Here is a 19735-nt window from a genome sequence, read left to right as displayed (position 1 = left end):
ACGCGGCAGGCGCGACTCGGTGCGCGCCTGCCGCGAGGCGTTACAGATCCTGCAACGCGTCCAACAACGCCTGGTTCTGCTCCGGCGTACCGATGGTGATACGCAGGAACTGGGCGATACGCGGCTGCTTGAAGTGGCGCACGATCACGCCCTGCTCACGTAAACCAGCCGCCAGGGTTGCCGCATCCTTGCCCGGGTGACGAGCGAAGACGAAGTTGGCCGCCGACGGCAGCACCTCGAAGCCCAGCCCCTGCAGACCGGCAACCACTGCGTCGCGACTGTCGATCACCTGCTGGCAGGTCTGTTCGAAGTAGGCACGATCCTCGAAGGCAGCCGCCGCGCCGGCAATGGCGATGCGATCGAGCGGATAGGAGTTGAAGCTGTTCTTGATCCGCTCCAGCGCCTCGATCAGATCCGGATGCCCGACCGCGATGCCGACACGCAAGCCGGCCAGCGAACGCGACTTGGACAGGGTCTGGGTGACCAGCAGGTTGGGGTACTGATCGACCAGGGCGATGGCCGTCTGGCCGCCGAAATCGACATACGCCTCATCCACCAACACCACGCTGTCCGGGCTGGCCTGCAGCAGGCGCTCGACGGCCTCGAGCGGCAGCAGGCAACCCGTCGGCGCATTGGGGTTGGGGAAGATGATGCCGCCATTGGGCCGGGCGTAGTCCTCGACACGAATCTGGAAGTGCTCGTCCAATGCCACCTGCTGGTACTCGATGCCATACAGGCCGCAGTAAACCGGATAGAAGCTGTAGCTGATATCCGGGAATAGCAGCGGTGCCTCATGCTGGAACAGGCCATAGAAGGCATGCGCCAGCACCTCATCGGAGCCGTTGCCGACGAACACCTGAGCCAGCTGAACGCCGTAATAATCGGCCACTGCCTGCTTCAGGCGGTCACCGTTGGGATCCGGGTACAGGCGCAGATTGTCGTTGACCTCGGCCTGCATCGCCGCAATGGCCTTGGGCGACGGGCCGTAGGGGTTCTCGTTGGTGTTGAGCTTGACCAGCTTGCTCAGCTTGGGTTGCTCGCCCGGCACATAGGGCACCAGGTCTTTGACGAAGGGGCTCCAGAATTTGCTCATCTGCCCTTCTCTCCTCGAATGCTTGGATTCTCTTGGGGTGGAAACCGCGAAGCGTTGTCCACCCTACATAAGCCGCTAGTTTTTGATGCGGTACTCGGCGCTGCGTGCGTGCGCGGTCAGCGACTCGCCACGGGCCAGCACCGAAGCGCTCTTGCCCAGCTCCGACGCGCCATCCGGCGAGCAGAAGATGATCGACGAGCGCTTCTGGAAGTCGTACACCCCCAGCGGCGAGGAAAAACGCGCGGTACCGGAAGTGGGCAGCACATGGTTCGGCCCGGCCACGTAGTCGCCCAGCGCTTCGGCGGTGTAACGGCCCATGAAGATGGCGCCGGCGTGACGGATCTGCGGCAGCCAGGCTTCCGGATCGGCCACCGACAGCTCCAGGTGCTCCGGCGCGATGCGGTTGGCCACCTCGATGGCCTGCGCCATGTCGGCCACCTGGATCAGCGCCCCCCGGCCTTCCAGCGAGGTGCGGATGATCTCGGCACGCTCCATGGTCGGCAGCAGCTTGGCGATGCTTTCCGCCACGCGATCGAGGAAGGCGGCATCCGGGCTGACCAGGATCGACTGGGCGTCCTCGTCGTGCTCGGCCTGGGAGAACAGATCCATGGCGATCCAGTCGGGATCGGTCTGGCCGTCGCAGACCACCAGGATTTCCGACGGGCCGGCAATCATGTCGATGCCGACCTTGCCGAACACATGGCGCTTGGCAGTGGCCACGTAGATGTTGCCAGGGCCGACGATTTTATCCACCGGCGGCACGCTCTCGGTGCCATAGGCCAGCGCGGCAACAGCCTGGGCGCCACCGATGGTGAACACGCGGTCAACGCCGGCGATGGCGGCAGCGGCGAGCACGATCTCGTTGATCTCGCCACGCGGCGTCGGCACCACCATCACCACCTCGGGCACGCCAGCCACCTTGGCCGGGATGGCGTTCATCAGCACCGAGGACGGATAGGAGGCCTTGCCGCCCGGCACGTACAGCCCGGCGCGATCCAGCGGGGTGACCTTCTGCCCCAGCACGGTGCCGTCGGCTTCGGTATAGCGCCAGGAATCCTGCTTCTGCTTCTCGTGGTAGCTGCGCACGCGCTCGGCAGCGACTTCCAGCGCCTCGCGCTGAGCCGGGCTGATACGAGTGAGGGCCAGTTCCAGGCGCTCGCGCGGCAGGATCAGGTCGGCCATAGAGGCGACCTCCAGGCCATCGAAACGCTGGGTGTACTCGACCAGAGCAGCGTCGCCGCGCTCGCGCACGGCCTGGATGATTTCCAGCACGCGCTGGTTGACGCCATCGTCGGAGACGCTTTCCCAGGACAGCAGATGATCCAGATGACGCGCGAAGTCCGTGTCGGCGGCGTTGAGTCGGCGGATGGCAACGGGTGCGGTCATAGCGAAAGCCTCATTAAATGGCGGTTTCTCGGGCGCCCGTAATGTAGCAAGCCCACCGTGCGGGCACCCAAGAAAAATGGCTATGACACGGATAGGCTGCCGCGACCAGAAGTCGCGGTGAGGAATCAGCCTTGGTGTCGCGCCTCGATGGCGCCACGCAGGGTTTCGATCAGCGCCTGGATGCGCGCGTGCTGCATCTTCATCGAGGCCTTGTTGACGATCAGCCGCGAGCTGATGGTGGCGATCAATTCCTGCGGTTCCAGACCGTTGGCACGCAGGGTGTTGCCGGTGTCGACTACGTCGATGATCTTGTCGGCCAAGCCCACCAGCGGTGCCAGTTCCATTGAGCCGTACAGCTTGATGATGTCGACCTGGCGGCCCTGCTCGGCATAGTAGCGCTTGGCAACATTGACGAACTTGGTGGCCACTCGCAGACGCCCCTTGGGCTCCGGCGCGCCGACCTTGCCAGCGGTCATCAGCTTGCACTGGGCAATCTGCAGATCCAGCGGCTCATAGATACCCTGCCCGCCGTACTCCATCAGCACGTCCTTGCCGGCGACGCCTAGGTCGGCCGCGCCATGCTCGACGTAGGTCGGCACATCGGTAGCCCGCACGATCAGCAGGCGCACGTCATCCTGGGTGGTGGGGATGATCAGCTTGCGGCTCTTGTCCGGGTTCTCGGTCGGCTCGATGCCTGCCGCTGCCAGCAACGGCAGGGTGTCATCGAGAATGCGGCCTTTGGACAGGGCGATGGTCAGCATGAAACGGTTTCCTTGAGCGGAAGCGACCGCTCCGACAGGGAGCGGCCCTACGACAACGAACGCGGGCAATCAGCCCGGAACGCGACGAATTTTAGCGCCGAGCAACTGCAGTTTTTCCTCGATGCACTCGTAACCACGGTCGATGTGGTAGATGCGATCGATCAGCGTGTCGCCGTCAGCCACCAGCGCTGCCAGCACCAGACTCGCCGAAGCGCGCAGGTCGGTGGCCATCACGGGCGCGCCCTTGAGTGCACCAACGCCGGTCACGACAGCGGTATTACCCTCGACCAGGATATTGGCGCCCATGCGGTGCATCTCGTAGACGTGCATGAAGCGGTTCTCGAACACCGTCTCGATGATGGTGCCGGTGCCTTCGGCCACCGCGTTCAACGCGATGAACTGCGCCTGCATGTCAGTGGGGAATGCGGGGTACGGTGCGGTACGCAGGTTGACGGCCTTGGGGCGCTTGCCCTTCATGTCCAGCTCGATCCAGTCGGCACCGGTGGTGATCTCGGCGCCCGCTTCCTGCAGCTTGGCCAGCACGGCTTCCAGGGTCGACGGATCGGCGTCCTTGACCTTGACGCGGCCACCGGTGACGGCAGCAGCGACCAGGTAGGTACCGGTTTCGATACGGTCGGGCATGACATTGAAGCGCGCGCCATGCAGGCGCTCGACGCCATCGATGATGATGGTATCGGTACCGGCGCCCTGGATCTTCGCCCCCATGGCGATCAGGCAGTTGGCCAGGTCGACGACCTCAGGCTCACGCGCGGCGTTTTCCAGCACACTACGCCCCTTGGCCAGGGTCGCAGCCATCATGATGTTCTCGGTGCCGGTCACGCTGACCACGTCGAAGAAGAAGTGCGCGCCGCGCAGGCCGCCTTCCGGCGCCTTGGCCTTGATATAGCCGCCTTCCACGTCGATCTTCGCGCCCATGGCCTCGAGGCCACGAATGTGCAGGTCGACCGGACGCGAACCGATGGCGCAACCACCGGGCAACGCCACTTCGGCTTCACCGAAACGGGCAACCATCGGCCCGAGCACCAGGATCGAGGCGCGCATGGTCTTGACCAGCTCGTAGGGCGCGACCAGGGTCTTGATCGAGCGCGCGTCTACCTCGACGGAGAGTTTCTCGTCGATCACCGGCTCGATGCCCATGCGACCAAACAGCTCGATCATGGTGGTGATATCGTGCAGGTGCGGCAGGTTGCAGATGGTGACGGGCTCGTCACCCAGCAGCGTGGCGGCCAGGATCGGCAGCGCAGAGTTCTTGGCACCGGAAATGCGAATTTCGCCATCGAGGCGCACGCCACCGGTAATGATCAGTTTGTCCATAGGAGTCTCGTCGCCCGCAGGCTCAGGAACGCGCGGCCCAGTCGGCTCGGCTGAAGAATTTCATGGTCACGGCATGGATGCTGCCATCGGCGATCCAGGCATTGAGGTGGGCATAGATCTGTTGCTGACGCTTGACCGGGCTGAGAGCGGCCAGCTCGTCGCTGATCAGGTTGAGCTGGAAGTTGCAGCCTTCGCCTTCCACTTCCACCTGGGTATTCGGGAGTTTTTCCTCTAGGAGGCTTTTCACTTCTGCAGCCTGCATGCTCGACCTCGATTGACGCAGTTGGGCCCTGGGCCCGCGGGTCGGCCATCATACAAAAAAGCCCCTCGCCTGCGAACCCCGCACGACGCACCGCTGACGGAGGGCTTGATTCAGGCCTGCAACGGCAGCAACTCGAGCAACGCGCTGACCTGGGCCATCTCGCGCATATCCTCGGGCAAGGCACGAATACTCAGCGGCCGCCCCACCTGTTGCGCATCGCGCATGAAGGCAAGCAGCAGGGAAAGGCCAACGCTGTTGGACTTGCTCACCGCGCTGCAATCGAGCACCAGCGGCGCACTACCGCCCTTGATCAGGCGCTGGCCCTGCTCGCGCAAGACCGGCCCGCTGACATGATCGATCACCCCACTGAGCGCGAGCTCACCAGGCGCACGCTCGACGATGGCGGCCTGACTCACGACTCGCTCCTGGCCTCGCGGGCCCGCGCCACGGTGTCGACCCAGGTGTCGATGACCTTGTCCAGATCATTGCGATTGTTCTGCATCGACTGGGCGAACTGGTCACGGAACAGCTTGCCGACGTTGATGCCGTTGATGATCACATTACGCATCTTCCAGGTGCCATCCTGCGCCACCATGGTGTAGGACAGCGGGTAGACCACGCCCTTGCCGTCGCGAATTTCCATGTTCACCGAGGCACGCTCGGCGTCCTGCCCCGTGCTGGCCGGCAGTACGCGAATGTCCTGGTTGTTGTATTCCAGCAGCGCGTTGCCATAGAACTGCATCAGACCTCGCTTGAAGTTCTCCTGAAAACGGCTCATCTGCTCGGCGGAGGCCTGGCGCGAATAGCGCACGGTCATGACGCCGCGCGAAATGCCGTCGACATCGACCACCGGGCCGAGGATGTCATTCAGCGCCTGATAGAAGGCCGCAGGGTCGCTGCGGTACTGCTCCTTGTTGGTCTTGAGGTCGGTCAGCAGCTTATCGGTGGTTTGCTGCACCACCTCATGAGCGCTGGGCGCCGCAAATGCCAGCAAAGGCATGACGGCAAGCATGGCCAGCAAGGAGTTACGCAGGGTCTTGAGCATGTTTTGAGCCCTCATCACTTGGCTTCGTCTTTATTGACCGAATTGAGCAGGAATTTACCAATAAGGTCTTCCAGCACCAGCGCGGACTGGGTGTCGTGGATGGTGCTGCCATCCTTGAGCACGGCTTCGTCGCCGCCGACGCTGATCCCGATGTATTTCTCACCGAGCAGCCCAGCCGTCAGGATCGAAGCCGTGGAGTCTTCCGGCAGGTTGTTGACATCGCTGTCCAGCTCCAGGGTCACACGCCCCATATAGCTGTCATGATCCAGATCGATGGCCGTTACCTTGCCGATGGTCACGCCAGCCATGGTCACCTTGGCGCGCACGGTCAGCCCGGCGATGTTGTCGAAGTAGGCGTAGACCTTGTAGGTATCAGTGGCCGCGCCGACACTCAGGCCACTGACGCGCAAGGCCAGCAGCAGCAGGGCCAGCAGGCCGGCCAGGAGGAACAGGCCGACACCAATCTCCAGCGTGCGGTTTTGCATCAGAAATCTCCAAACATCAAAGCGGTCAGAATGAAGTCCAGCCCGAGCACGGCCAGCGAGGCGTACACCACGGTACGCGTGGTCGCGCGGCTGATACCTTCGGAAGTGGGCTCGCAGTCGTAACCCTGGAACACGGCGATCCAGGTCACCACGAATGCGAAGACGATGCTCTTGATCACGCCATTGAGCACATCGTCATGGAAGGAAACACTGTTCTGCATATTGGCCCAGAACGAACCCTCGTAGACACCCAACCAGTCCACGGCAACCATCGCTCCGCCCCAGATGCCGACCACGCAGAAGATGATGGCCAGCAGCGGCATGGAGATGAAACCCGCCCACAGGCGCGGCGCAACGATGTACTTGAGCGGGTCGACACCGATCATCTCCAGACTTGAGAGCTGTTCGGTGGATTTCATATTGCCGATCTCGGCAGTCAGCGCCGAGCCAGCGCGCCCGGCGAACAGCAATGCCGTTACCACCGGCCCCAATTCGCGCAACAGCGTGAGCGCGACCATTTGCCCGACCGCCTGCTCGGAGCCATAGCTGACCAGGATGTTGTAACCCTGCAGAGCCAGCACCATGCCGATGAAGACGCCAGACACCACGATGATCGCCAGCGACAGCACGCCCACCGAGTAGAGTTGCTTGATCAGTAGTTGCAGCGGCTTGCCGGCACTGCTGCGACCGAACACGGCATGACCGAGAAAGAGCACCGAGCGCCCCAGCGTCGCCACCACGTCGATACCCGCACGACCGAACAGGCGCAGCCGTTCGAGCGGAGAAGTCTTGCGCATCAAAGTCTCCCCAACAGATCGTCGCGATAGTCGGCAGCCGGATAGTGGAAGGGTACCGGGCCATCCGGAATCCCCTTCATGAACTGACGGATTCGCGGATTATCGGAGTCCATCAGCTCGGCCGGCGTTCCCTGCCCCAGCACCTGAGCATCGCCAACGACATAGATATAGTCGGCAATGCTGGCAGTTTCGGCCAGGTCATGGGACACCACCACACTGGTAATACCCAATGCATCGTTGAGCAGACGAATGAGCCGCACCAGGACGCCCATGGCGATCGGATCCTGCCCTACGAATGGCTCGTCATACAGAAGGATTTGCGGATCCAGGGCAATGGCACGCGCCAGGGCCACGCGCCGCTTCATGCCGCCGGACAACTCGTCAGGCATCAGCTCGACTGCACCGCGCAGACCAACGGCCTGCAGCTTGAGCAAGACGATGTCCCGAATCATCTCTTCCGGCAGCTGAGTGTGCACCCGCAGCGGAAAGGCGACGTTCTCGAAGACGTCGAGGTCGGTGAACAGCGCGCCACTCTGGAACAGCACGCCCATCTGCTTGCGCATGTCGAAAAGCTCTTCACGCGACAGCTTGGGCAGACTGACACCGGCGACCCGCACATCACCGGCGGCCGGACGCAACTCCGCGGCAATCAACCGCAATAGCGTGGTCTTGCCGCAACCGGAGGGCCCCATGATGCCGGTGACCTTGCCGCGCGGAATGCGGATGTCGACATTGTCGAAAATGGCCCGCGCCCCACGCCGGAAACTGACGCCTTGCAGCTCGATCGCGTAATCGTGTTCGGCGCTCATCTAGACTCCTTGAAAATCAAGCCTTCCTGGCAGACGCCACCTCCCATGCACGGAGACACAGCTGCTGGATGGCCGAAATGGCGGCGGACTATAGCATTTGCCGCGATACTGGCCCAGCGCGCCCGTTTTTCGCGTTCAGATTCACGACAGCTTTGCGGACTACTCTGCATTTCGTAGAGGGTGAGTAGGACACGCTTTATCGGTATAATCTCCGCCTTTTTCGTAAAAAGCCGCTTACGCTTCCCAATGAACAAGCCCCACGACCTGATCGAAACCGCCCGCCGCACCATCCGCCTGGAACTCGAGGCGGTGCAGGAACTGCTGCCACGCATCGACACCGATTTCGTCAAGGCCTGCGAAATGATCCTGGGCGCCAAGGGGCGTGTGGTTGTGGTGGGCATGGGCAAGTCGGGCCATATCGGCAACAAGATCGCCGCGACCCTGGCCAGTACCGGCACCGCGGCCTTCTTCGTGCACCCGGCCGAGGCCAGTCACGGCGACATGGGCATGATCACCCGTGACGACATCGTCCTGGCGCTGTCCAACTCCGGCAGCACTGCCGAGATCGTCACCCTGCTGCCCCTGATCAAGCGCCTGGGCATCCGCCTGATCAGCATGACCGGCAACCCGGAATCGCCGCTGGCCAAGGCCGCAGAGGTGAATCTGGATGCCCGCGTATCGCAGGAAGCCTGCCCGCTGAACCTGGCCCCCACCTCTTCTACCACGGCCAGCCTGGTACTTGGTGATGCACTGGCCATCGCCCTGCTCGAAGCGCGCGGTTTCACCGCCGAAGACTTCGCCTTCTCTCACCCAGGTGGCGCACTGGGTCGGCGCCTGCTGCTCAAGGTAGAGAACGTCATGCATGCGGGCGATACGCTGCCATTGGTGCAACGCGGCACCAGCCTGCGCGACGCCCTGCTGGAAATGACCCAGAAAGGTCTGGGCATGACCGCCGTCCTGGAAAATGACGGGAGCCTGGCCGGCATCTTCACCGATGGCGACCTGCGCCGCGCCCTGGACAAGGGCATCGACGTGCGTCTTGCCAGTATCGACGAGGTCATGACCGCCCACGGCAAGACGGTGCATGCGGAAATGCTCGCGGCAGAGGCTCTAAAAATCATGGAAGACAACAAGATCAGCGCACTGGTGGTTGTCGATGAGAAGAATCGCCCAGTGGGCGCCTTCAACCTCGGCGATCTGCTGCGCGCAGGAGTGATGTGATGAATACCCTGCTACAACGTGCACGCGCCGTAAAACTGGCCGTATTCGACGTCGACGGCGTCCTGACCGATGGCCGCCTGTACTTTCTGGAAGACGGCAGCGAGTTCAAGACCTTCAACACACTCGACGGCCACGGCATCAAGATGCTGATGAACTCGGGCGTACGCACCGCCATCATCAGCGGCCGCAAGACGCCGGTGGTCGAACGCCGCGCCAACAATCTCGGTATCCAGCATCTGTTTCAGGGCCGCGAAGACAAACTCGTCGTCCTCGACGGCCTGCTCGCCGAACTCGGCCTAAGCTATGAACAGGTCGCCTACCTTGGCGACGACCTGCCGGACCTACCGGTGATTCGCCGGGTCGGACTCGGCATGGCCGTGGCCAGCGCCGACGGCTTCGTCCGCCAGCACGCCCATGGCGTAACCCAAGCCCGCGGCGGCGAGGGCGCCGCCCGCGAATTCTGCGAACTGATCATGCGTGCCCAAGGCACGCTGGACGCGGCACAAGCCGCTTACCTGTAGGGCACAGCATGCCGCGCAAAGCACTCAACCTCCTGATCTTCGCCCTGATCGCCGTACTGGTCGGCGCGCTGGGCTACTGGAACATCGCACCGGAAAGCGCCGGCACGGCGCAGCAAGCCGCCAGCGATGACGTCATCGACTTCTATGCAGTCGGCGCTCATACCGTGCAGTTCCAGGACGACGGCAAACTGCATTACCGCATGACGGCCGACAAACTCGAACACCTCAAGAGCACTGATGTTACCCAGGTCGAGAACCCTCAACTGGATCTCTATCGCGGCACCGACCTGCCCTGGAAAGTGACCAGCAAGCGCGCCGAGGTATCGCCCGGCGGAGCGGAAGTCGAGTTGATCGACGATGTACGTATCGCCCGTACCGACGCCAAGAATCGTCCGACCATCATCACCAGCAGCCGCATGACCGTGATTCCTGACAAGGAATATGCGCAGACCGAGCAAGCCGTTAGAATCGTTGCGGCCAACGGGGTGACCACGGCACAAGGAATGAAAGCGTACTTGAATGACAGCAGGATGATCCTGCAGTCCAACGTAAGAGGCCAGCATGAGGTTCGTTAATACCCTCCCCCTGATTATCAGCCTCGGCGCCGCATTGGGAAGCGCGGCCGCCTGGGCCTTGCCCTCCGATCGCGACCAGCCGATCCGCATCCAGGCCGACACGGCAGAGCTGGATGACAAGCAGGGCGTAGCGGTCTACCGCGGCGATGTGATCATCACTCAGGGCACCCTGAAGATCACCGGCGACACCGTGACCATCACGCAAACCGCCAGCGGCGACATCGACGTATTCACCTCGGTGGGCAACCTCGCCTATTACGAGCAGAAGCCGGCCGTGGACAAGGAGATCGTCAAAGCCTACGGCAAGACCATTCAGTACTTCGCCAGCAACGAGCGCATCGTTCTGATCGACCAGGCCAAGGTGATCCAGGAAGGCAACACCTTCGAAGGCGAGAAAATCGTCTATGACACCCGCCGCCAGATCGTCAATGCGGGCCGTGCCACCGGTAACAACGTGAGCATGCCGCGTCCGCGCATCGACATGGTCATCCAGCCGAAGAACAAACCTGCGGATCAGCAACAGTAATGGCTATTCTCAAAGCCCAGCATCTGGCCAAGAGCTACAAGGGTCGCCAGGTCGTACGCGACGTCAGCCTGAACATCGAAAGCGGCCAGATCGTGGGCCTGCTCGGCCCCAACGGCGCCGGCAAGACCACCTGCTTCTACATGATCGTCGGCCTGGTGCAGGCCGATCAGGGGCGCGTGCTGATCGATGATCTGGACGTCAGCCACCAGCCCATGCATGGCCGCGCCCGCGCGGGTATCGGCTACCTGCCCCAAGAAGCTTCGATCTTCCGCAAGCTGTCGGTGGCCGACAACATCATGGCCATTCTGGAAACGCGCAAGGATCTGGATCGCAGCGGCCGCCAGGCGGAACTGGAGAACCTGCTGCAGGAATTCCATATCCACCATATCGCCGACAGCCTGGGCATGAGCCTGTCTGGCGGTGAACGCCGCCGCGTGGAAATCGCTCGCGCCCTGGCCACCAATCCGAAGTTCATCCTGCTCGACGAACCCTTCGCCGGTGTCGACCCGATCTCGGTAGGCGATATCAAGCAGATCATCCATCACCTCAAGGCCAAGGGCATCGGCATTCTGATCACCGATCACAACGTGCGCGAAACCCTGGATATCTGCGAGACTGCTTACATCGTCAACGACGGGCAACTGATCGCAGAAGGCGATGCTCAGACCATCCTCGCCAACCAGACCGTGAAAGAGGTATACCTGGGCCACGAGTTCCGTCTGTAAATGACCTGCATTTACATGACAGGAATAGGACAGCCCCTAGGCAAATGAGCGTTTTTCAGGCATATAATTTGCTTCCTGGCGGCGCTTCGGCGCCCTGATGTGGAAGGCGTAACTCGCCAGTAAATTAAGGTCTGCAATGAAACCTTCGCTAGTCCTCAAGATGGGCCAGCAGCTGACGATGACACCGCAGCTGCAACAGGCTATCCGCCTCCTCCAACTGTCTACTCTGGATCTTCAGCAGGAGATCCAGGAGGCGCTGGAATCCAACCCCATGCTCGAGCGCCAGGAAGATGGCGACGACTTCGACAACAGCGACCCGATGGCCGATGGCGCCGAAAGCGCTGCCCCCGCGCCGAGCAAGGAAGAGAGCTACCAGGAAGCCACTCCGACGGTTGATAACCTGGAGGAAGGCGAGTGGGGCGAACGCATTCCCAACGAGCTGCCGGTCGACACTGCCTGGGAAGACATCTACCAGACCAGCGCCAGCAGCCTGCCCAGCAACGATGATGACGAGTGGGACTTCACCACCCGCACCTCCACTGGTGAAAGCCTGCACAGCCACCTGCTGTGGCAACTCAACCTCGCACCGATGTCGGACAAGGATCGGCTGATCGCCGCCACCCTGATCGACTGCATCAACAACGACGGCTACCTGGAGGAAACCCTCGAGGAAGTGGCCGAGTCCTTCGACCCCGAACTGGACATCGAACTCGATGAAGTCGAGGTCGTACTGCACCGCATCCAGCAATTCGAGCCAGCCGGCATCGGCGCCCGTGATCTGCGTGAATGCCTGCTCCTGCAACTCCGTCAGTTGCCTGCCAGCACGCCCTGGCTGACCGAAACCCAGCGTCTGGTCAGCGATCACCTGGAACTGCTCGGCAGCCGTGACTATGCCCAATTGATGCGCCGCACCAAGCTCAAGGAAGACGAGCTCAAGCAGGTCATCGACCTGATCCAGCGCCTCAACCCGCGCCCGGGTTCGCAGATCGAATCGAGCGAACCGGAATACGTGGTGCCGGACGTCATCGTGCGCAAGCACAACGACCGCTGGCTGGTGGAACTGAACCAAGAGGCCATGCCGCGTCTGCGCGTCAATGCGCAGTACGCCGGCTTCGTCAAACGCGCCGACTCCAGCGCCGACAACACCTTTATGCGCAACCAGTTGCAGGAAGCGCGCTGGTTCATCAAGAGTCTGCAGAGCCGCAACGAGACCCTGATGAAGGTGGCCACGCAGATCGTCGAACATCAACGCGGCTTCCTCGACTACGGTGACGAGGCCATGAAGCCCCTGGTGCTGCATGACATCGCCGAAGCGGTGGGCATGCACGAGTCGACCATCTCGCGCGTCACCACGCAGAAATTCATGCATACCCCACGTGGCATTTACGAGCTGAAATATTTCTTCTCCAGCCACGTCAGCACCTCCGAAGGCGGCGAATGCTCGTCCACCGCGATCCGCGCCATCATCAAAAAACTGGTCGCCGCAGAAAACGCGAAAAAGCCGTTGAGTGACAGCAAGATCGCTGGTTTACTGGAGGCACAAGGCATCCAGGTCGCCCGTCGGACAGTTGCCAAATACCGCGAGTCTCTCGGTATCGCACCATCCAGTGAACGCAAGCGCCTGATGTGAGCAAGCCAGACTGATCGCACACGCGAACAGGCCAAGGTGTTCCGGTGGTAGGTCGACTCATGACCTGCCTCTTACACAAGGCAACAAGGAGAAAGCGGTATGCAAGTCAACATCAGTGGACATCAGCTGGATGTGACCGACGCCCTGCGTGACTACATCGGCGAGAAACTCGGCCGACTGGAACGCCACTTCGACAAGATCACCAACGTTCAGGTGATCATGGAAGTCGAGAAGCTCAAGCAAAAGATCGAAGCCACCCTTCACGTTGCCGGCGGTGAGGTCGTCGCCAACGCTGAGCATACGGATATGTACGCCGCCATCGACCTGCTGGCCGACAAACTCGACCGTCAACTCATCAAGCACAAGGAAAAGCAGCTCGACCGCCTGCAAGGCGCTACAGCCCGCTGACATTTCCCCTCCATGATCCGACTTGAAAACATCCTGACCCCCGGCCGTTCCTTGGTGAACGTGCCGGGCGGCAGTAAGAAGCGCGTGCTCGAACAGATCGCCAGCCTGGTTGCTCGTGATCTTGCTGACCTGGATAACCAGGACATCTACGAAAGCCTCATTGCCCGCGAGAAACTCGGTTCTACCGGTTTCGGCAACGGTATCGCCATTCCCCATTGCCGCCTGGCTGGCTGCAGCGCCCCGATCAGTGCCCTGTTGCGCCTCGACACGGCCGTCGACTTCGACGCCATCGACGGTGCACCGGTCGATCTGCTGTTCGTGCTGCTGGTGCCAGAGGCTGCTACCGACGCGCACCTGGAACTCCTGCGCCAGATCGCCAGCATGCTCGACCGCCAGGACGTCCGCGAACGCCTGCGTCAGGCGCCGACCAGCGAGGCGCTCTATCAGGTCGTCGTGGACATCCAGAACGGTCAATAATCATGCGCCTGATCATCGTCAGCGGTCGCTCCGGCTCCGGCAAGAGCACCGCCCTCGATGTACTCGAAGACAACGGTTTCTACTGCATCGACAATCTGCCGGCGAGCCTGTTGCCAGAGCTGGCCGAGCGTTTTCTGCCGCACAGTGACCTGCTGCTGCCACAGGTTGCGGTGTCCATCGATGCACGCAACCTGCTGAGCCAGCTGCGCCGCTTTCCCGAGTTGCTCAGCGAGGTCAACAAGCGCGGCATCCGCTGTGAGGTGCTCTACCTCGACGCCGAAGACGACACCCTGCTCAAGCGCTTCTCGGAAACCCGCAGGCGTCATCCGCTAACCAACGAACATCGCTCGCTGGCCGAGGCCATCGCCTACGAGACGCAGTTGCTGGCGCCGATCATCGATCTCGCCGACCTGCGCATCGATACCACTCGCCTGAACCTCTACCAGTTGCGCGACGCGCTGAAGCTGCGCCTGCTAGGGCAGGCACAGACGGGGACGGCCTTTCTCGTCGAGTCCTTTGGCTTCAAACGTGGCATGCCCGTGGACGCCGATCTGGTGTTCGACGCGCGCTGCCTGCCCAACCCCTACTGGAAACCTGAACTGCGCGATTTTTCCGGGCTCGATCAGCCGGTCATCGACTACCTCGCGGCACAACCGGAAGTCGAGGAGATGTATCAGGATATCCTCGCCTATCTGGACAAATGGCTGCCACGCTTCGCTGCCAGCAACCGCGCCTATGTGACCATTGCCATTGGGTGTACCGGCGGCCATCACCGCTCGGTCTATCTGGCCAGCCGCCTCAACGAAGCGCTGAAACGGTCACTGAAGAACGTCCAGGTTCGCCACCGCGACCTCAGCTAAGGAATCCCTGCCGCGATGCCAACCCGCGAAATCACCATCATCAACAAACTTGGCCTGCATGCCCGTGCCGCCGCCAAGTTCGTCGGTGTCGCCAGCCGTTATCCCTGTCAGGTGCGCATTGGCCGCAGCAGCGACAGCCTGGTCGATGGCAAGAGCATCATGGCCGTGATGATGCTGGCAGCCGGCAAGGGCACCAGTGTGCACCTGCATACCGAAGGCGAACAGGATCAGGAGGCCATGGATGCCGTGGTCGCACTGATCGAAAACTACTTCGACGAAGGCGAATGAGTGCCTGACAAACGACAAGGCCACCTACGGGTGGCCTTGTCGTTTCTGCCGCTTTAGCTACCGGCGACTGTCATCTTCTCGATCAGCACCGAGCCGGTGCAGATATTGCCGCGGCGCTCCAGATCACGGCCAACGGCAACGATCTGGCGGAACATGTCACGCAGGTTGCCGGCGATGGTGACTTCCTGCACGGGGAACTGGATCTCGCCATTCTCCACCCAGAAGCCCGCCGCGCCACGGGAATAATCGCCCGTCACTAGGTTCAACCCATGCCCCATCAGCTCAGTGACCAGCAGTCCACGCCCCATGCGGCGAATCAGCGCCTGCTGGTCTTCGTCGCCATGAGTGACGAACAGGTTGTGCACACCACCGGAGTTGGCGGTGCTGGGCAGGCCCAGCTTGCGCCCGGAGTAGGTGCCGAGTACGTAGGACACCAGCTCGCCCTTCTCCACGAACGGTTTGGCATAGGTCGCCAGGCCGTCACCATCGAAGGTGGCACTGCCCAGCGCGCGCGGCAGGTGCGGGCGCTCGTCGAGGCTCAGCCACTCAGGGAAAAGACGCTGGCCCAGTGCGCCTTCGAGGAAGGAGGAATGGCGATACAGGTTGCCACCCGAGATCGCCGCCAGCAGATGGCTGAAAAGCCCGCCAGCAAGCTCGGCAGCGAACAGCACCGGTACTTCGCAGGTCGGCACCGGGCGCGCACCAAGGCGACTGACCGCACGCTCGGCAGCACGCTGACCGATCCCCGCAGCATCGGCCAGCAGCTCGCCCTGACGGTTGACGTCATACCAGTAGTCGCGCTGCATCTGCCCCTCGCCTTCGGCGATCATCACGCAGCTCAGGCTGTGGCGGGTGCTGGCATAACCACCAATGAAGCCATGGCTGTTGCCGTAGACGCGGCAGCCCTGGTGAGTGTTGAGGCTGGTACCGTCGGCATTCTTGATCCGCGCATCGGCGGCGAAAGCTGCCGCCTCGCAGCTCAGCGCCTGCTCGACGGCCTGCTCGGGCGTGATCGACCAGGGATGGTAGAGATCCAGCTCCGGCAGCTCACGCGCCATCAAGGCGGCATCGGCCAAGCCGGCGCATTCGTCTTCGCTGGCATGTTTGGCGATGGCCAGGGCCGCCGCCACCGTCTCGCGAATCGCCGCCTCGCCCGTGGCCGAGGTGCTCGCCGAACCCTTGCGCTGACCAACGTAGAGCGTGATGCCAAAACCCTGGTCGCGGTTGAACTCGACGGTTTCCACCTCGCCCTGACGCACCGTAGTGGAGAGCCCCTGCCCCGCGGAAACGGCCACCTCGCAGGCACTGGCGCCCTGACGTGCGGCCTCGGCAAGAATGGCTTCGACCTGCTGCTGCAGCGCCGGCAGGGCCTGTGGCCCGATCAGTTCTACTTCACTCATAACCACTCCAATTCTTCAAAGACGCTTCAGGCTGCACGCCCCAAGCGTTCTTCGCCTGCAGCGAGAAGCTCGAAGCCTGTCGCTGCTGTTATCATGGCGGCGTTTCCCTCTGGACCCACCCCATGTCTGATTCCTATGACGACTTCTCTCTGGAGAAGAGCAAATCCCAGGTCAAACGTGAACTGCATGCCCTGCAGGATCTCGGCGAGCGCCTGACCACCCTCAAAGCGGATCTGCTGGCCAAGCTGCCGCTGACCGACGCCCTGCGCCGTGCCCTGGCCGAAGCGCCTAAGCACACGGCCAATGCCGCACGCAAACGCCACATCCAGTTCATCGGCAAGCTGATGCGTGAACAGGATGTCGAGGCGATCCTCGCCCTGATCGACCAGGTGGACAGTTCCACCCGCGAGTACAACGAGCGCTTCCACGCCCTCGAGCGCTGGCGCGACCGCCTGATCGGCGAAGGCGACAGCGCTCTGGAAAGCTTCGTCGAACTCTACCCCGAGGCCGACGTCCAGCATCTGCGCGGGCTGATCCGTCATGCCCAGCATGAGGCCACACACAACAAGCCGCCGGCCGCCGCGCGCAAAGTGTTCAAGTACATCCGCGAGCTGGACGAAATCCAGCGCGGCCTGCGCTAGCAGGCCGTTGAAAAACTACCTGCGTTGGCAATACTGCGTTAAAAACAGCCTCAAAATGCTCATTTACAGCACGTAAACTGCGCTTTTTCGGCTGTTTTTGCCTTGTCTTGCCTGCCTCGCCTACGTTCTTCAACGGCCTGCTAGGCATCGCCAAGCCGGCGCGACTCACGCGCCGGTACCGCCCACGGTGATCGCGTCGATCTTCAGCGTCGGCTGGCCCACGCCTACCGGCACCGACTGGCCGTCCTTGCCGCAGGTGCCGACACCGCTGTCCAGCGCCAGATCGTTACCGACCATGGACACCCGGCTCATGGCCTCAGGCCCATTGCCGATCAGTGTGGCGCCCTTGACCGGCGCGGTGATCTTGCCGTCCTCGATCAGATAGGCCTCGCTGGTGGAAAACACGAACTTGCCGCTGGTGATGTCCACCTGTCCGCCACCGAGATTGGCGCAGTAGATGCCCTTCTTCACCGAACGGATGATTTCCTCCGGGTCACTCTCACCGGCCAGCATGTAGGTGTTGGTCATGCGCGGCATCGGCAGGTGTGCGTAGGATTCGCGACGGCCATTACCGGTAGCCGCCACGCCCATCAGGCGCGCATTGAGCTTGTCTTGCATGTAGCCCTTGAGCACGCCGTTCTCGATCAGCGTGGTGCATTGGGTCAGGGTGCCTTCGTCATCGACGCTGAGCGAACCCCGGCGCCCGGCCAGGGTGCCGTCGTCGACGATGGTGCACAGGCTGGAAGCGACTTTCTCGCCCACCTTGCCGCTGTAGGCCGAACTGCCCTTACGGTTGAAATCGCCCTCCAGACCATGGCCGACTGCCTCATGCAGCAGCACGCCAGACCAGCCGGCGCCCATCACCACCGGCAACGTGCCGGCCGGTGCAGGAATGGCTTCGAGGTTGACCAGTGCCTGGCGCAGCGCCTCGCGGGCATAGCCCATGGCGCGATCCTCTTCGAGGAAATAGCGGTAGTCGGTACGCCCACCGCCGCCATGGCCTCCACGCTCGCGACGACCATTCTGCTCGACGATGACACTGACGTTGAAACGCACCAGCGGGCGGATGTCGGCACTCAGGCTGCCATCATGCGCGGCGACCAGAATCCGATCCCAGACGCCGGCCAGGCTGACGGTCACCTGCTTGATACGCGGATCCAGCGCACGGGTGGCGCGGTCGATACGCTGCAGCAATTCGACCTTCTCGGCGCGGCTCATGACATCCAGCGGATTACCTTCGGCATAGAGCTGCGTCACCTGCGGGCTGACGAACGCCTGTACACGGCCCTCTTGCCCGGCCCGGGATATCGAACGAGCAGCACGCGCCGCCTGGCTCAGCGCATCCAAGCTGATGGCATTGCTGTAGGCGAAGCCGGTCTTCTCACCGGACTGGGCGCGTACACCGACGCCTTGGTCGAGATTGAAGCTGCCTTCCTTGACGATGCCATCCTCCAGCACCCAGGTTTCCGAAACCTGGCTCTGGAAGTACAGGTCGGCGGCATCGATACCCGGCCCGGCGACTTCGCCGAGCACAGCGCTCAGGCTGTCGAGGGTCAGGTTGCCGGGGGCGAGCAGGTGCTCGCTGACGGATTGCAACATCGTATTCATGGTCACTCCACAACAATCGGACGCGGTACATCCGATGAAAACAATCGGCGGTGCTGCTGCACCGGCATGCGTTGGCGCATGGCCGCCTGTTCGGCGGCGTCGCGCGAGGCCAGCAAGGCCGCCTCGCCTTGTTCCTGCTCGGCCAGCACCACGCCCCAGGGGTCGATGATGGCCGAATGACCGAAGGTCTGCCTGGGCCCCGGATGTTCGCCGCCCTGCCCGGCCGCCAGCACATAACACTGGGTTTCGATGGCGCGGGCGCGAACCAGCACCTGCCAGTGCGCCGCGCCGGTGACGGCGGTGAAGGCCGAGGGCGCGCTGATCAGTTCGGCACCGGCCTCGCGCAGCGCCGAGTACAGCTCGGGGAAGCGCAGGTCGTAGCACACCGTCAGGCCCAGACGTCCAACCGGCGTGTCGGCCACGACGATGCGCTGGCCGTGAGCAAAATCGTCGGACTCGCGATAGCGACCGCGGTTATCGCTGACATCCACGTCGAACAGGTGCAGCTTGTCGTAACGCGCCGCCCGCTCGCCATCCTCGTCGATCAGCAGGGAGCAGGCCCGTGGCTTGCCCTCGGCATCGTCATCGGGCGGTAGCGGCAGTGTCCCGGCCACTATCCATAAGCTGAGGTCACGCGCGGCCTGTTTCAACCAGGGCAGGATAGGCCCTTCGCCGAGCGCCTCGGCACGGCCAATGGCGGCGAGGTCACGTCGGCCCATGGCCGCGAAGTTTTCCGGCAGCACGACCAGGCGGGCACCGCCCTGGGCGGCGCGCTCCAACATGCGTCGAGCCAGTCGGAGATTGGTCAGCACATCGTCCTGACTGACCATCTGAATTACAGCGAGGTTCATGGGTACGCTCTTGTACGCGGCAGGTTCGCCT

Annotated in this window: 24 protein-coding genes; 11 read left to right on the top strand and 13 right to left on the bottom strand. The window is 62.5% G+C overall.

The annotated features are described in order from the left end of the window. Positions 1–40 precede the first annotated feature (40 nt). The 10 genes from hisC to ACODS1_RS09960 form a co-directional block, all read right to left on the bottom strand. Entirely contained in the window at positions 41–1093 is a 1053-nt protein-coding gene (gene hisC / locus ACODS1_RS10005; RefSeq protein ID WP_489085534.1) for a histidinol-phosphate transaminase, read from the bottom strand. Between the two features lie 75 nt (positions 1094–1168). Beyond that, complete coding sequence (hisD, locus tag ACODS1_RS10000) at positions 1169–2479, bottom strand: histidinol dehydrogenase (protein ID WP_489085533.1); 1311 nt, start codon at positions 2477–2479, stop codon at positions 1169–1171. Between the two features lie 125 nt (positions 2480–2604). Further along, on the bottom strand, positions 2605–3240 hold the full coding sequence (gene hisG / locus ACODS1_RS09995) for an ATP phosphoribosyltransferase (protein WP_322980493.1): 636 nt from the start codon (positions 3238–3240) through the stop codon (positions 2605–2607). A gap of 69 nt (positions 3241–3309) precedes the next feature. After that, the gene (gene murA / locus ACODS1_RS09990; protein WP_322980494.1) at positions 3310–4575 is read right to left on the bottom strand and encodes a UDP-N-acetylglucosamine 1-carboxyvinyltransferase; all 1266 of its coding nucleotides are present in this window, start codon (positions 4573–4575) and stop codon (positions 3310–3312) included. A 22-nt stretch (positions 4576–4597) separates the two neighbouring features. Continuing rightward, complete coding sequence (locus ACODS1_RS09985; RefSeq protein ID WP_220802712.1) at positions 4598–4837, bottom strand: BolA family protein; 240 nt, start codon at positions 4835–4837, stop codon at positions 4598–4600. 110 nt (positions 4838–4947) lie between these two features. Beyond that, the gene (locus ACODS1_RS09980; protein ID WP_489085532.1) at positions 4948–5253 is read right to left on the bottom strand and encodes an STAS domain-containing protein; all 306 of its coding nucleotides are present in this window, start codon (positions 5251–5253) and stop codon (positions 4948–4950) included. Further along, positions 5250–5882 (bottom strand): MlaC/ttg2D family ABC transporter substrate-binding protein, encoded by a 633-nt coding sequence (locus ACODS1_RS09975; RefSeq protein ID WP_489085531.1) that lies wholly within the window; start codon positions 5880–5882, stop codon positions 5250–5252. The genes ACODS1_RS09980 and ACODS1_RS09975 overlap by 4 nt, the downstream gene beginning before the upstream one ends. Positions 5883–5896: 14 nt before the next feature. Next, positions 5897–6367 carry an outer membrane lipid asymmetry maintenance protein MlaD gene (gene mlaD, locus ACODS1_RS09970; protein WP_489085530.1) on the bottom strand — a complete coding sequence of 157 codons (471 nt, stop codon included), beginning with the start codon at positions 6365–6367 and terminating at the stop codon, positions 5897–5899. After that, positions 6367–7164, bottom strand: coding sequence for a lipid asymmetry maintenance ABC transporter permease subunit MlaE (gene mlaE, locus ACODS1_RS09965; protein WP_322980498.1), 798 nt, complete (start codon positions 7162–7164; stop codon positions 6367–6369). Before mlaE ends, mlaD begins: the two co-directional genes overlap by 1 nt. Then, positions 7164–7973: an ATP-binding cassette domain-containing protein gene (locus tag ACODS1_RS09960; protein WP_489085529.1), complete on the bottom strand. Its 810-nt coding sequence runs from the start codon at positions 7971–7973 to the stop codon at positions 7164–7166. Before ACODS1_RS09960 ends, mlaE begins: the two co-directional genes overlap by 1 nt. Before the next feature lie 246 nt (positions 7974–8219). Between ACODS1_RS09960 and ACODS1_RS09955 the strand changes: the two genes are divergently transcribed. The 10 genes from ACODS1_RS09955 (at position 8220) to ACODS1_RS09910 (ending at position 15204) form a co-directional block, all read left to right on the top strand. Continuing rightward, positions 8220–9194 (top strand): KpsF/GutQ family sugar-phosphate isomerase, encoded by a 975-nt coding sequence (locus tag ACODS1_RS09955; protein WP_489085528.1) that lies wholly within the window; start codon positions 8220–8222, stop codon positions 9192–9194. Then, on the top strand, positions 9194–9715 hold the full coding sequence (locus tag ACODS1_RS09950) for a KdsC family phosphatase (protein ID WP_489085527.1): 522 nt from the start codon (positions 9194–9196) through the stop codon (positions 9713–9715). Before ACODS1_RS09955 ends, ACODS1_RS09950 begins: the two co-directional genes overlap by 1 nt. Positions 9716–9723: 8 nt before the next feature. Then, a complete protein-coding gene (lptC, locus tag ACODS1_RS09945; RefSeq protein ID WP_489085526.1) occupies positions 9724–10290 on the top strand; it encodes an LPS export ABC transporter periplasmic protein LptC in 567 nt (188 codons plus the stop codon). Beyond that, positions 10277–10816, top strand: coding sequence for a lipopolysaccharide transport periplasmic protein LptA (gene lptA, locus ACODS1_RS09940; protein ID WP_322980503.1), 540 nt, complete (start codon positions 10277–10279; stop codon positions 10814–10816). Before lptC ends, lptA begins: the two co-directional genes overlap by 14 nt. After that, positions 10816–11541, top strand: a complete 726-nt coding sequence (gene lptB / locus ACODS1_RS09935) for an LPS export ABC transporter ATP-binding protein (RefSeq protein ID WP_322980504.1) — start codon at positions 10816–10818, stop codon at positions 11539–11541. Before lptA ends, lptB begins: the two co-directional genes overlap by 1 nt. Positions 11542–11677: 136 nt before the next feature. Beyond that, entirely contained in the window at positions 11678–13171 is a 1494-nt protein-coding gene (locus ACODS1_RS09930; RefSeq protein WP_489085525.1) for an RNA polymerase factor sigma-54, read from the top strand. 99 nt (positions 13172–13270) lie between these two features. Further along, on the top strand, positions 13271–13579 hold the full coding sequence (hpf, locus tag ACODS1_RS09925; protein ID WP_159971508.1) for a ribosome hibernation-promoting factor, HPF/YfiA family: 309 nt from the start codon (positions 13271–13273) through the stop codon (positions 13577–13579). A 12-nt stretch (positions 13580–13591) separates the two neighbouring features. Next, complete coding sequence (gene ptsN / locus ACODS1_RS09920) at positions 13592–14056, top strand: PTS IIA-like nitrogen regulatory protein PtsN (RefSeq protein WP_322980506.1); 465 nt, start codon at positions 13592–13594, stop codon at positions 14054–14056. Positions 14057–14058: 2 nt separating this feature from the next. Next, positions 14059–14916 carry an RNase adapter RapZ gene (rapZ, locus tag ACODS1_RS09915; protein WP_322980507.1) on the top strand — a complete coding sequence of 286 codons (858 nt, stop codon included), beginning with the start codon at positions 14059–14061 and terminating at the stop codon, positions 14914–14916. Positions 14917–14931: 15 nt separating this feature from the next. After that, entirely contained in the window at positions 14932–15204 is a 273-nt protein-coding gene (locus ACODS1_RS09910; protein ID WP_322980508.1) for an HPr family phosphocarrier protein, read from the top strand. 53 nt (positions 15205–15257) lie between these two features. Here ACODS1_RS09910 and pmbA read toward each other — a convergent pair whose 3' ends face one another. Continuing rightward, entirely contained in the window at positions 15258–16604 is a 1347-nt protein-coding gene (pmbA, locus tag ACODS1_RS09905) for a metalloprotease PmbA (protein WP_489085524.1), read from the bottom strand. Between the two features lie 122 nt (positions 16605–16726). Here pmbA and yjgA point away from each other — a divergent pair, with 122 nt between their 5' ends. Continuing rightward, complete coding sequence (yjgA, locus tag ACODS1_RS09900; RefSeq protein ID WP_489085523.1) at positions 16727–17245, top strand: ribosome biogenesis factor YjgA; 519 nt, start codon at positions 16727–16729, stop codon at positions 17243–17245. 165 nt (positions 17246–17410) lie between these two features. On the opposite strand, the gene tldD is transcribed toward yjgA, so the two are convergent. Together tldD and ACODS1_RS09890 are read right to left on the bottom strand one after the other, a co-directional pair. Further along, complete coding sequence (gene tldD, locus ACODS1_RS09895) at positions 17411–18853, bottom strand: metalloprotease TldD (RefSeq protein ID WP_489085522.1); 1443 nt, start codon at positions 18851–18853, stop codon at positions 17411–17413. Between the two features lie 2 nt (positions 18854–18855). Next, positions 18856–19704, bottom strand: coding sequence for a carbon-nitrogen hydrolase family protein (locus ACODS1_RS09890; protein WP_489085521.1), 849 nt, complete (start codon positions 19702–19704; stop codon positions 18856–18858). Positions 19705–19735 lie beyond the last annotated feature (31 nt).

This window comes from Pseudomonas sp. FG29, from assembly GCF_057809355.1.
This window is presented reverse-complemented; position numbering and strand designations above follow the sequence as displayed.